At 69.0% G+C, this 12,257-nt stretch carries 13 protein-coding genes and 1 tRNA gene; 13 read left to right on the top strand and 1 reads right to left on the bottom strand.

Features of this window, described 5'->3' with window-relative positions; all coding sequences use genetic code 11:
• Positions 1 to 33: 33 nt before the first annotated feature.
• Positions 34 to 123, bottom strand: a tRNA-Ser gene (locus BBX35_RS19420).
• 553 nt (positions 124 to 676) lie between these two features.
• Here BBX35_RS19420 and BBX35_RS19415 point away from each other — a divergent pair.
• From BBX35_RS19415 to BBX35_RS19355, 13 genes are all read left to right on the top strand, one after another.
• The gene (locus BBX35_RS19415; protein WP_067223612.1) at positions 677 to 1,297 is read left to right on the top strand and encodes a 50S ribosomal protein L21; all 621 of its coding nucleotides are present in this window, start codon (positions 677 to 679) and stop codon (positions 1,295 to 1,297) included.
• Positions 1,298 to 1,345: 48 nt separating this feature from the next.
• A complete protein-coding gene (gene rpmA / locus BBX35_RS19410; RefSeq protein ID WP_067223610.1) occupies positions 1,346 to 1,615 on the top strand; it encodes a 50S ribosomal protein L27 in 270 nt (89 codons plus the stop codon).
• Positions 1,616 to 1,751: 136 nt separating this feature from the next.
• Positions 1,752 to 2,372: a GNAT family N-acetyltransferase gene (locus BBX35_RS19405; protein WP_067223607.1), complete on the top strand. Its 621-nt coding sequence runs from the start codon at positions 1,752 to 1,754 to the stop codon at positions 2,370 to 2,372.
• Positions 2,354 to 2,959 carry a GNAT family N-acetyltransferase gene (locus BBX35_RS19400; protein ID WP_067223605.1) on the top strand — a complete coding sequence of 202 codons (606 nt, stop codon included), beginning with the start codon at positions 2,354 to 2,356 and terminating at the stop codon, positions 2,957 to 2,959. Before BBX35_RS19405 ends, BBX35_RS19400 begins: the two co-directional genes overlap by 19 nt.
• A complete protein-coding gene (locus BBX35_RS19395; protein WP_067223602.1) occupies positions 2,956 to 3,516 on the top strand; it encodes a GNAT family N-acetyltransferase in 561 nt (186 codons plus the stop codon). Before BBX35_RS19400 ends, BBX35_RS19395 begins: the two co-directional genes overlap by 4 nt.
• 36 nt (positions 3,517 to 3,552) lie before the next feature.
• Positions 3,553 to 4,596 carry a GTPase ObgE gene (gene obgE / locus BBX35_RS19390; RefSeq protein WP_067223599.1) on the top strand — a complete coding sequence of 348 codons (1,044 nt, stop codon included), beginning with the start codon at positions 3,553 to 3,555 and terminating at the stop codon, positions 4,594 to 4,596.
• A gap of 235 nt (positions 4,597 to 4,831) precedes the next feature.
• Positions 4,832 to 6,037 (top strand): glutamate 5-kinase, encoded by a 1,206-nt coding sequence (gene proB / locus BBX35_RS19385; RefSeq protein ID WP_067223596.1) that lies wholly within the window; start codon positions 4,832 to 4,834, stop codon positions 6,035 to 6,037.
• A complete protein-coding gene (locus BBX35_RS19380; RefSeq protein WP_067223595.1) occupies positions 6,030 to 7,310 on the top strand; it encodes a glutamate-5-semialdehyde dehydrogenase in 1,281 nt (426 codons plus the stop codon). The genes proB and BBX35_RS19380 overlap by 8 nt, the downstream gene beginning before the upstream one ends.
• Positions 7,311 to 7,919, top strand: a complete 609-nt coding sequence (locus BBX35_RS19375; RefSeq protein ID WP_067223592.1) for a nicotinate-nucleotide adenylyltransferase — start codon at positions 7,311 to 7,313, stop codon at positions 7,917 to 7,919.
• A 314-nt stretch (positions 7,920 to 8,233) separates the two neighbouring features.
• Positions 8,234 to 8,572: a ribosome silencing factor gene (rsfS, locus tag BBX35_RS19370; RefSeq protein ID WP_425274609.1), complete on the top strand. Its 339-nt coding sequence runs from the start codon at positions 8,234 to 8,236 to the stop codon at positions 8,570 to 8,572.
• 174 nt (positions 8,573 to 8,746) lie between these two features.
• Positions 8,747 to 9,232, top strand: coding sequence for a 23S rRNA (pseudouridine(1915)-N(3))-methyltransferase RlmH (gene rlmH, locus BBX35_RS19365; protein WP_067223588.1), 486 nt, complete (start codon positions 8,747 to 8,749; stop codon positions 9,230 to 9,232).
• 295 nt (positions 9,233 to 9,527) lie between these two features.
• Positions 9,528 to 10,880, top strand: coding sequence for a murein hydrolase activator EnvC family protein (locus BBX35_RS19360; protein WP_208979881.1), 1,353 nt, complete (start codon positions 9,528 to 9,530; stop codon positions 10,878 to 10,880).
• Complete coding sequence (locus tag BBX35_RS19355) at positions 10,877 to 12,211, top strand: S41 family peptidase (RefSeq protein ID WP_067223586.1); 1,335 nt, start codon at positions 10,877 to 10,879, stop codon at positions 12,209 to 12,211. The genes BBX35_RS19360 and BBX35_RS19355 overlap by 4 nt, the downstream gene beginning before the upstream one ends.
• Positions 12,212 to 12,257: the final 46 nt, after the last annotated feature.

Below are 12,257 nucleotides of genomic sequence, written 5' to 3'. Positions count from 1 at the left end.
CAGCTCGAAGGGCGACAGCTCGAAGTCAGGAAATGGCGGAGAGAGAGGGATTCGAACCCTCGGAACGCTTGCGCGCTCAACGGTTTTCGAGACCGCCCCGTTCAACCACTCCGGCACCTCTCCGCTAGATGAGATGACGTGGTCTCAAAGTGTGACGGTACATAGCGAAGTGCGGCGGGCCGCACAAGGGGCGTCTTGCAACTTTTCCCCGGTCCAGCAAAGTGGCGGGGCAGGACGGGCCGATGCGGCACGAAGGCGGCGGCCAAAGCACGCGAAAGATCGAGGGGTGGCGCGCGTGTCACAAAAGCGCCGGCACGCGCGGCAAAGCGCACAAAACCGCCCTTGCAAGCGTTGACTTTGCATCGCCGATCCGTATAGTCGCGCTGCTTCGCAAAGGGTCTGCAAGGGCCCGTCCGTTGCCCGAGGCTCTCCGCCGTTCCCCGCAACCCACAGCCAACGCCCTTGAAAACGGGGCCTGACTGCGGCTTTTCCGGTGACCGGCAGACCATCTCGCCAGGCTTTCGAGGGCTTTGCCCGACCAGCCGGCAGGACGGTTTCACGAGAGGCAATGTCCTCGACAAGTTCCCGCAAGGGACGCCGAAGGGCAGGAAGGCGAAGCCCGGCAGACCAAAGACGGCCTGCCGGCGAGCAAAACGAAAAGAAGGACGTGCGAGACATGTTCGCAGTGATCAAGACGGGCGGCAAGCAGTACCGCGTCGCCCAGGACGACCTGCTCAAGGTCGAGAAGATCTCGGCCGAAGCGGGCGAGACCGTGACTTTCGCAGAGGTGCTGATGGTGGGCGGCGAGACCGACACCATGATCGGCTCTCCGCTGGTCGAGGGTGCGAGCGTCGTCGGCGAGGTCGTCGACCAGGGCCGCCACCGCAAGATCATCATCTTCAAGAAGCGCCGTCGGCAGAACTCGCGTCGCCGCAACGGCCACCGCCAGAGCTTCACGCTGGTCAAGATCACCGACATCCTGACCGGTGGCGCCAAGCCGGCGACCAAGAAGAAGGCCGCTGCCCCGAAGGCGGAGAAGGCCGAAGACGCAGGCGCCGAGGGCGAGCTCCCGGTCCTGTTCACCGCACCGGATGCGCCCGCCGACGATCTGAAGAAGATCTCCGGTGTCGGCCCCGTGCTGGAGAAGAAGCTGAACGCGATGGGCATCACGACCTACGCCCAGGTCGCAGCCTTCACCGCGGAAGACATCGCCCGCGTCGACGAGGCCCTTTCCTTCAAGGGCCGCATCGAGCGCGACAACTGGGTCCAGCAGGCTTCGGATCTGGCCGGCAAGTGATTGCCGCCATTCAAGTCTGACTGAAGGTTTTCGACGAGGAGTTTCGTCATGGCACACAAAAAGGCAGGTGGCTCGTCCCGTAACGGCCGCGATTCCGCGGGCCGACGTCTGGGCATCAAGAAGTTCGGCGGCGAGGCAGTCGTTCCGGGCAATATCATCGCGCGCCAGCGCGGCACGAAGTGGCATCCGGGTACGGGTGTTGGCATGGGCAAGGATCACACGATCTTTGCCGTCGTCGAGGGCACGGTGACGTTCCAGGCGAAGGCCAACAAACGCACGTATATCAACGTGACGCCACTTGTAGACGCAGCAGAGTAAAGCCGACGTGTTTGGTTCGAACCGCCGGCGTCCCATCGACCCGGCGGTTTGAACAAAACCGGCATGATCGCGACGGATCAGGGGAGATGGGCCGCCATCTCCCTTTTTTCTTTTCGTCGCACTGCCGGAGGACACCATGGTTGCGGATCTCGAAGAGAGCCTGGAAGAAGATAGTCTGGCCGCGGTTGTCGGCCCACAGGAAACCGAGCGGCTGAGGCTGGACGCGCTGCGTCACGACGACCTCGCCGACATCGTGTTCCTCGCCAACAACCGCCGCATCGCAACGATGGTGGCCTCGATGCCCCATCCCTTCACGGTCGTCGACGGGCGAAATCTCATCGCGCTTTCGGCGAACCCGACGGCCACGCGGGCGAAATACGCCATCCGCCTGAAGTCGACGGGCCGCGTCATCGGCGCCATCGGCTACGGCGCGCCGGACGAGGGCGAGCCGCTGCATCTGGGCTACTGGGTCGGCGAGCCGTTCTGGGGCCAGGGCTATGCGACCGAGGCGGCGCACTCGGTGGTCGATCATGTCTTCGCGGTGCAGGGCGCCGACCGGCTGACCGCGGCGGCCCGCGTCACCAACCCCGCCTCGCGGCGGGTGCTGGTCAAGTGCGGCTTCCAGTTCGTCGAGCAGGGGATGATCCATTCCCGCGGCGCGGGCGGCGCGGTCTCCGTCGACCGCTTCGCCATCGACCGCAGCACCTGGCGCGCCCTCAAGCAGTGGGGGCGGATGACATGCCTGAGCTCCGCCTGAATGAGCGCCTGAACGAGCGGATCGCCACCCGGCGGCTGGTTCTGCGCCCGCTGGAGCCGGCGGACGCGGACGCCATCGACACGCTGTGCAGCCGCGACCGGGAGATCGTGCGCTGGCTGACCGGCATGCCCTGGCCGCCGGAGGACGGCGCGGCGGCGGACTTCGTCGCCGCCGCCATCAACGAGGATCCGCTGACCGGCGAGGCGGGCTTCGCCGTCACGCTGGGCGGTATCCTGATCGGTCTCGTCGCCATCAAGGCACCGGGAGAGCTTGCCGAGCATCCCGACTGCCCCTCGATCGGCTACTGGATCGGCCGCCCGTTCCAGGGCTTCGGCTATGCCGGCGAGGCGGCAGCGGCCGCGCTCGACTGGGGCTTTTCTGCCCATCGCTGCGAGGCGATGGCGGCGCGGGCCTTCGCCGACAATGCTGCCTCGCTCAAGGTGCTGACCCGCCTTGGGTTTCGCGAGACGGGGCGGATGATGCGAAAGTCGCTGGCGCTGGGGCACGAGGTGGAGAACATCGTGCTGCGGCTGGAACGCGGGGACAGGAGCGGTTCCGACGCGCGCCATGCGGAGGCCGCGGTATGAGCACGCTCGCCCATCCCTTGCTGAAGAGCGCAAGGCTGAGCTTGCGCGCTCCGATGCCGGCGGATCTCGACCGGCTTGCAAAGCTGGCGAACGATGCCGATATCGCGCAGATGCTGGAGCGCATGCCGCATCCCTATTCTCGCGCGGACGGCGAGACGTGGCTTGCCGGCATCGGCCGCGATTCGGCAACATTCGAATTCGCCGTCGACGACGGCAGCGGCTTCATCGGCGGGGTGTCGCTGCGCGGATTGGACGAAACGCCGGTGATCGGCTATTGGCTTGGCCGGCCCTATTGGGGGCACGGCTACATGAGCGAGGCTGCCGGCACCGCGCTTGCCTGGGTTTTCGGGACAAGAGATGCGGCGACTGTGGAAGCCCGCGTGATGACAGAGAATACCGCATCGCGGAACGTGCTGACAAAGCTCGGCTTCCGCGATATCGGCGAGACGGACTGCGCGAGCCTGGCCTGCGGCACCAGCCGGCCGGCGCGGCGCTACCGGCTCGACCGCACCACATACGAGAACCGGAACCGGGGCGACGCCCCGGGCAAGGCCTGACGACCGGCCCGACGGGCCAGCAGAAAGACGCGACGCATGAAGTTCCTCGACCAGGCCAAGATCTATGTCCGTTCCGGCGACGGGGGCGCGGGCGCCGTCTCGTTCCGCCGCGAGAAGTATATCGAGTTCGGCGGTCCCGACGGCGGCGACGGCGGGCGCGGCGGCGATGTCTTCATCGAATGCGTCGATGGGCTGAACACGCTGATCGACTTCCGCTTCGCCCAGCACTTCAAGGCCAAGACCGGCATGCACGGCATGGGCCGCAACCGCACCGGCGCCAAGGGCGACGACGTGGTGCTGCGGGTGCCGGTGGGCACGGAGATCCTGGAAGAGGACAACGAGACGGTGCTGGCCGACATGACCCGCGTCGGCGAGCGGCTGCTGCTGCTCAAGGGCGGCAATGGCGGCTTCGGCAACGCGCATTTCAAGTCGTCCACCAACCAGGCGCCGCGCCACGCCAATCCCGGCCTCGAAGGCGAGGAGAAGTGGATCTGGCTGCGGCTGAAGCTGATCGCCGATGCCGGCCTCGTCGGCATGCCGAATGCCGGCAAGTCGACCTTCCTTGCCGCCGTCTCGGCGGCCCGGCCGAAGATCGCCGACTATCCCTTCACCACGCTGCATCCCAATCTCGGCGTCGTCGAGATCGACGGCAACGGCTTCGTGCTCGCCGACATTCCCGGCCTGATCGAGGGCGCGCACGAGGGCATCGGCCTCGGCGACCGGTTCCTCGGCCATGTGGAGCGTACCCGTGCGCTGCTGCATCTGGTCGACGGCACCCAGGAAGACCCGGGCGAGGCTTACCGCGTGGTGCGCGGGGAGCTGGCCGCCTATGGCGCCGGGCTCGACGAGAAGCCGGAAGTGGTGGCACTGTCGAAGGTCGACGCGCTGGACGAGGAAACCCGTGCGGAGCGGGCCGCGAACCTGGAGGAAGCCTGCGGGCAGAAGCCGCTGCTCTTGTCCTCGGCGAGCGGCGAGAATGTCGACCGGGGCCTGCGGATGATCCGCCGCGCCATCGACCGCGACCGCGAGCAGGAAGCCAACTCCGTGCCGCAGATGCCGAGCGAGCCCTGGCGCCCGTAAGGCGCCGGGCACGGGAAGCAGGCACGACGCGACAGGACGAACGGCGACGGCGACAGCCCGCCGAAGACAGGAAACCAGGCCCGCGACGAAGACGGGCCGCAACGGAGGGGCCGTGATGGGCCGACCATGACCGGGAGCGCCTTGGCGGGCGCGCGAGGGCGCCCCGCCCCACCCTCCCCTGTCTTGCGCGCGCGCCCGAAACGGGCCGCGCAGCCGAACTGACGGACCACATCCGATGTCCACCCCCCTCTCCGATTCGCTCATCCACAGCGAAGCCGGCACCGCAAAAGCTGCCGGCCGCCTCTCCTTCCACCGCCGCCTCGTCGTCAAGATCGGCTCGGCCCTCCTCGTCGAGGACGGAAAGCTCAAGCGCGACTGGCTCGACGCCATGGCCGACGATCTCGCCATGCTGGCGCGGGCCGGCACGGAGCTCATCGTCGTCTCCTCCGGCGCCATCGCGCTGGGGCGCGGCGTTCTGAAGCTGCCGCGCGGACCGCTCAAGCTCGAACAGGCGCAGGCCGCCGCCTCGGTCGGCCAGGTGGCGCTGGCCCAGGCCTATGCCGAAGCGCTCGGCGCGCGCGGGCTGACCGCCGGGCAGGTGCTGCTGACGCTCGGCGACACCGAGGAGCGGCGGCGCTACCTCAACGCCCGCGAGACGCTGGGCACGCTGCTGAAGCTCGGCGCCGTACCCATCGTCAACGAGAACGACACGGTCGCCACCTCCGAGATCCGCTACGGCGACAACGACCGGCTGGCGGCGCGCGTCGCTACCATGGCCAGCGCCGACTGCCTGGTGCTCTTGTCGGATGTGGACGGGCTCTACACCGCGCCGCCCGCCAGCAATCCGGATGCGGTGTTCCTGCCCGAGGTCGCGGCGATCACCGGCGAGATCGAGTCCATGGCGGGCGCTGCCGGCTCCGAACTGTCGCGCGGCGGCATGCGCACCAAGATCGACGCGGCCAAGATCGCCACCTCCGCCGGCACCACCATGGCGATTGCCAGCGGCAAGCGGATGAACCCGCTGGCGCATCTGGAAGCGGGCGGCCGGGCGACCTGGTTTCTCGCAAGGTCGACGCCCGCCACCGCCCGCAAGGCGTGGATCGGCGGCCATCTGGAGCCGCGCGGCGCGCTGCACCTGGACGCGGGCGCGATCCGCGCGGTGGAATCGGGCCGCAGCCTGCTGCCGGCCGGCATCCGCCGGGTGGAAGGCGACTTCAACCGCGGCGACGCGGTGCGGCTGGTGGCGCCGGACGGGCGCGACATCGGCCGCGGGCTGGTCGCCTACGACCACCCGGAGGCGGGACTGATCCTCGGGCGCAACAGCCGCGAGATCGAGACGATCCTCGGCTATGCGGGCCGGGCGGAGATGGTGCACCGGGACGATCTCGTGCTAAGCGGGCAGACCGGAGAGACGGCGACGGGAGGCGGCAGCGATGCTTGAACGGGTGGCGAACACCGATATCGCGGGACTGATGCGGCAGATGGGCCGCGAGGCCCGCGCGGCGTCGCGCCGGCTGGCAACGGCCGATGCGGCAACGAAGAACGCAGCCCTTGCGGCGATGGCCGAAGAGGTGCGCGCTGCGACCGCCGAGATCCTGGCCGCGAATGCGCAGGACATCGCCGCGATGACGGAAGGCGGCCAGACCGCCGCCTATCTCGACCGCGGCACGCTGACAGAGGACCGCGTCGAGGCGATTGCCGCCGGCATCGAGGCGGTGGCGGCGCTGGACGATCCGGTGGGCGCGGTGATCGCCGCCTGGGACCGGCCGAACGGGCTGCATATCGAGCGCGTGCGTACCCCGCTCGGCGTCATCGGTGTGATCTACGAGAGCCGGCCCAACGTGACGGCGGATGCCGGCGCGCTGTGCCTGAAGGCCGGCAATGCGGTGATCCTGCGCGGCGGCTCCGACACGATCCGCTCGAACCTTGCCATCCATGCCGCGCTGGCGCGCGGGCTGGTGCGTGCCGGCCTGCCGGAAGCGGCGATCCAGGTGGTGCCGGTGACCGACCGGGCCGCCGTCGGCGAGATGCTGGCGGGTCTGGAGGGCACCGTCGACGTGATCGTGCCGCGCGGCGGCAAGAGCCTCGTCGCCCGCGTGCAGCAGGAAGCGCGCGTGCCGGTCTTCGCCCATCTGGAAGGGCTGTGCCACATCTTCATCGACCGCAGCGCCGATCCCGAGATGGCGCTGAAGGTGGCGGTCAACGCCAAGATGCGCCGCACCGGCATCTGCGGGGCGATGGAAACGCTGCTGATCGACCGGGCCGTGGCCGACACGCTGCTGGTGCCGGTCTGCACCGCGCTGATCGAGGCGGGCTGCGAGATCCGGGGCGACGCGGACGTGTGCGCGGCCGTGCCGCAGGCCCGCGCGGCGACCGAGGACGACTGGCGCACCGAGTATCTCGACGCGATCCTGTCGGTGCGTATCGTCGATGGGCTGGACGCGGCGATCGAGCATATCGAGACCTACGGCTCGCACCACACCGACGGCATCATCGCCGAGGACCCGCAGGCGGTCGCCCGCTTCTTCGCCGAGGTGGATTCGGCGATCCTGACGCACAACGCCTCGACCCAGTTCGCCGATGGCGGCGAGTTCGGCATGGGCGGGGAGATCGGCATCGCCACCGGACGCATGCATGCGCGCGGGCCGGTGGGCGTCGAGCAGCTGACGAGCTTCAAGTACCGGGTCCACGGCACCGGGCAGGTGCGCCCCTGAATGGACCCTCGGCTCGCCATTCCGCATGCCGAGCCGGGCAATCGCATCGGCCTGTTCGGCGGCTCGTTCAACCCGCCGCATTCCGGCCACCGGCTGGTCGCCGACATCGCGCTGGCGCGGCTCGGGCTCGACCGGCTGTGGTGGCTGGTGACGCCGGGCAACCCGCTGAAGGACCATTCGGAGCTGGCGCCGCTGGCCCGGCGGCTGGATGCGGTGGAGGCGATTGCCCGCCATCCGCGCATGGTGGTGACCGCGCTGGAGACGCAGCTCGGCACCGCATACAGCGCGCGCACGCTGGCGCGGCTGACCCAGCTGCGGCCGCGGCTGAACTTCGTCTGGGTGATGGGAGCGGACAATCTCGCCGGCTTCCACCGCTGGCAGGACTGGCGCGGCATCTTCGCGCGCGTGCCCATCGCGGTGGTCGACCGGCCGGGCGCGACGCTGCCCGCGCTCGCCTCGCCGGCGGCGCAGCGGTTTGCCGGCTATCGGCTGGACGAGGCGGATGCGCAGCTGCTGCCGGGGATGGCGCCGCCCGCCTGGACGTTCCTGACCGGGCCGCGCGATGCCTCCTCCTCCACCCGGATCCGAGCGCTCGCGCAGGACCGGTGAAAGGATCCGTTCGGCACGTTGCAGGCGATGTCTTGAAAACGCCACCAACCAGGGCCACTCTTTTACTTGCGCCGGAAGAGTCGCGCCGTACCGCGTTTCGGCGTACAAGGCCGGATAACGGACGAGCTGCCCCCTGGCAGACGTCCCTATCCATCAGGCCGCAGCCCCAGCGGATGCACCTTGCGGTGCAGCCATGGCACGCGGCCGGACGAACCGGATGAAAGGCAATCCGTCTGAGTATGACCTTCGAAACCGAGGCGTCGGCTTCCACCGCCCCTCGTCCCGCAGCATCCGGCACGCAGCAGCGTGCAGGCTTGCTCGATAGCGTCCTCGCCTCGCTGGCCGATTCCAAGGCCGAGGACATCGTCACCATCGACATCACCGGCAAGTCGCCGATGGCCGACCAGGTCGTCGTCGCCTCGGGCCGTTCGCACAGGCATGTCGGCGCCATCGCCGATCACCTGCTGCGCGACCTGAAAGAAGCCGGCCACGGCAATGCCCAGATCGAGGGCGCTCCCCAGTGCGACTGGGTGCTCATCGATGCGGGCGACGTGATCGTTCATGTGTTCCGCCCCGAGGTCCGCGCCTTCTACAATATCGAGAAGCTGTGGTCCGTGGACGACGTGAGCGCTCCGGTGCACTACGCCGGCTGACGCCGGCGACAGGTGACGGGACGACAAGGACCGGATCCCGCCAGGCCATGCGCCGGCGGGACAGGGACCGTCTGCCGCCTGCCGCACCCAGCACGTCGCCCCGACGCGGCCTGCCACGCCGCCGCGAATGCGGCCCCCGACACCGATCCGAACTCGGAAAGCCTTCACTCGCCCATGCGCCTTCACATCGCCTGCATCGGACGCATGAAGGCCGGCCCCGAGCGCGAATTGTTCGACCGCTACGGCTCGCGCATCGACAAGGCCGGACGGGGCGTCTCGCTCGGCCCGCTGACGGTGACGGAGCTGCCCGAATCGCGCAGCCCCCGCGCCCAGGACCGCAAGGCGGAAGAGGCGCGCGCGCTGCTGGCCGCGCTGCCGGCGGGCGCGGCGATTCTCTGCCTCGACGAGACCGGACGCGACATGACCAGCGAGGCCTTCGCCGCCGAGCTGGAGAAGATCCGCGACGCGGGAACCGCCGACCTGGCGCTGGCCATCGGCGGCCCGGACGGCCACGGCGAGGCGCTGCTGGAGGCCGCGCGGGCAAAGCTCGCCTTCGGCCGGATGACCTGGCCGCACCAGATCGTGCGGGCGCTCGCCGCCGAGCAGCTCTACCGGGCCGTGACCATCCTGTCGGGCCATCCCTATCACAGGGGTGCTTGATAAGGGGGGCGCCTGAAAGGGGCGCTTGAACGGGAGGGGCCGTGACGCAGCGGACTGCCCGTATTCCGCCCTATTTCTCGTCTAGGGCTTCTTTCCGAAGGCAGGAGTGAGGGGTTTACCATTCGTTAGGGTTGACGTTTCTTTAACGTCCCTGGGGCAAGCTGGTCATCCTTAGTCAGCCCCTCCCGGGCTCCCCGTGTCCGACGGATCGCAACCGGCAACGCCGCAGGCGGTCCCCAGGACGGAACGGTGAACGCACGACCAACTGCCGAGAGCCATGCGGACAGGTCATCTGTTGATCCTTCCTCTCGCCGTCGCGCTTGCGGCAGGCGTCTTGCCGCAGGGGCCCCGACCGGGCCTGGCAAGCGAGGAACAGATCGAGACGGCGCAGGAGCCGTCTTCGGCCGCTGCCGAGACGGCCTCCGAACCGGAGAGCCTGGCCGATCGCAAGGCTCGCCGCGAAGAAGAACTGTCGACGCTGACACGCGACCTGTCGCTGTCGGCCGACCGGCAGGCAGCGCTGGCACGGGAAATCCGCGCCATCGAGCGCGACCGGGAAGCGCTCAATGCCGACCTGCTGCGCACGGCGCAAAGGGTCACCCGGCTCGAGGAGCAACTGGCGTCGACGGAGTCCCGTCTGCGGCGCCTGGGAGAGAACGAGGACGCAGTGCGCGCATCCCTTGTCAAACGACAGGACGTGCTGGCCGAGGTGCTCTCGGCCCTGCAGCGCATCGGCCGGCATCCACCGCCGCCGCTCGCGGTGCGCCCGCGCGATGCGCTGGGTGCCGTGCGCAGCGCCTTGCTGCTCAACGCGGTGATGCCGGAGCTGCATGTGGAAGCGCAGGCGCTGGCAAGCGACCTCGCCTCGCTGCGCCAGCTCAAGGTGTCGAGCGCCGCCGAGCGCGACCGGCTGGTCGCCGACGGGCAGCGCCTCGCCGAGGAACGCACCCGGGTGGAACTGCTGGTCGCCTCGAGGAAGCGCGACTACGAGAGAAGCGAATCCGAACTGGCGCAGGAGCGCGACCGCTCGCGCCAGCTCGCCGAGGAGGCAGGCACTCTCAAGGAATTGATCGCGACGCTGGAGCGGGACATCGCCAGCGCGCGGGACGCGGCGGAAGCCGCCCGCAAGGCAGACGAGGCAAGGCGCAACGCCCCGCCCCCGTCCGATCCGTTCAGCGATCCGGGACGGCTGGCACCGGCCATCGCCTTTGCCGACGCAAAGGGCCGCATCGGCTCGCCCGTGGCCGGTACGGTGCTGCGGGATTTCGGGGCGCAGGACAGCTTCGGCGGTACCACCCAGGGCCGCTCGATCGCCGCCCGCGCCAATGCACAGGTGGTCGCCCCGGTCGACGGCTGGGTGGTCTATGCCGGACCGTTCCGTTCCTACGGCCAGGTCTTGATCCTGAACGCCGGCGATGGATATCATATCCTTCTTGCCGGCATGGACCGGACGAATGTCGAGCAGGGGCAGTTCGTGCTGGCAGGGGAGCCCGTCGCGACGATGGGGGAGACGCGCGTCGCAAGCGCCGCAACCCTTGACCTCGCTGCACCGCAACCCGTGCTCTATGTAGAATTTAGGAAAGACGGCGTTTCGATCGATCCCACACCTTGGTGGGGTCGGCCCGAAGAAGAAAAGGCTCGCGGATGATTCGGAAAGCTTCCCTGTTGCTGGTCGGTGCGCTCATCGGTGGCGCGACAATCACCGCCCTCTCGCAGATGCCCTTGCGTGTCAGCGGCGTGGCGAATGCCGCCGCCTCCGACACCTATCGGCAGCTCAACCTCTTCGGCGACGTGTTCGAGCGGGTCCGCTCCGACTATGTCGAGGTTCCCGACGATGCGGCGCTGATCGAGTCGGCCATCAACGGCATGCTGAGCTCGCTCGACCCGCATTCGAGCTACCTGTCGCCCAAGCACTTCCGCGACATGCAGGTGCAGACGCGCGGCGAGTTCGGCGGCCTCGGCATCGAGGTCACCATGGAGGACGGCCTGGTCAAGGTCGTCACCCCGATCGACGACACGCCCGCCTACAAGGCCGGCGTGCTGCCGGGCGACCTGATCACCCATCTCGACGGCGAGCAGATCCAGGGCCTGACCCTGTCCGAGGCGGTCGACAAGATGCGCGGCCCGATCAACACGGGCATCGAGCTGACCATCCGCCGCGAAAACGTGGCCGAGCCGGTCAAGCTGACGATCACCCGCGACATCATCCGCATCAAGTCTGTGCGCTCCCGCGAGGAAGGCGATGTCGGCTACCTGCGCGTGACCCAGTTCAACGAGCAGACCTATGACGGCCTCAAGGACGGCATGGACGAGATCGCCAAGAAGATCGGCTCGGACAAGCTGAAGGGCTTCGTCCTCGACCTGCGCAACAATCCCGGCGGCCTGCTCGACCAGGCGATCGCCGTCTCCGACGCCTTCCTGCAGCGCGGCGAGATCGTCTCGACGCGCGGCCGCAACGCAGACGAGACCCAGCGCTACAACGCCCGCTCGGGCGACCTGGCCAACGGCAAGCCGGTGATCGTGCTGATCAACGGCGGCTCGGCCTCGGCCTCCGAGATCGTTGCCGGCGCCCTGCAGGACCACCGCCGCGCCACCGTGCTCGGCACCCGGTCCTTCGGCAAGGGCTCGGTGCAGACCATCGTCCCGCTCGGCGCCAACGGCGCGATCCGGCTGACGACGGCGCGCTACTACACCCCGTCGGGCGTGTCGATCCAGGCCAAGGGCATCACCCCGGACATCGAGGTGCTGCAGGAGCTGCCCGAGGAGCTGCGCGCCAGCGGCGCGGAGACCAAGGGCGAGGCGGGCCTGCGCGGCCACCTGCAGGGCGAGGGCGAAGAGCAGTCCGGCAGCCAGGCCTACGTGCCGCCGGACCCCAAGGACGATGCCCAGCTGAAGCTGGCGCTCGACCTGCTCAACGGCGTCCAGGCCAACAGCGCCTTCCCGCCGGTCGGCGACCAGAAGGCCGCCGTCCCGAACTGACCAACGACCGGATGCGGGCGCACCCTGGGGAGGGGAGCCCGCATCC

It is taken from the genome of Stappia indica (genome assembly GCF_001696535.1).
Taxonomy (GTDB): Bacteria; Pseudomonadota; Alphaproteobacteria; order Rhizobiales; family Stappiaceae; genus Stappia; species Stappia indica.
This window is presented reverse-complemented; position numbering and strand designations above follow the sequence as displayed.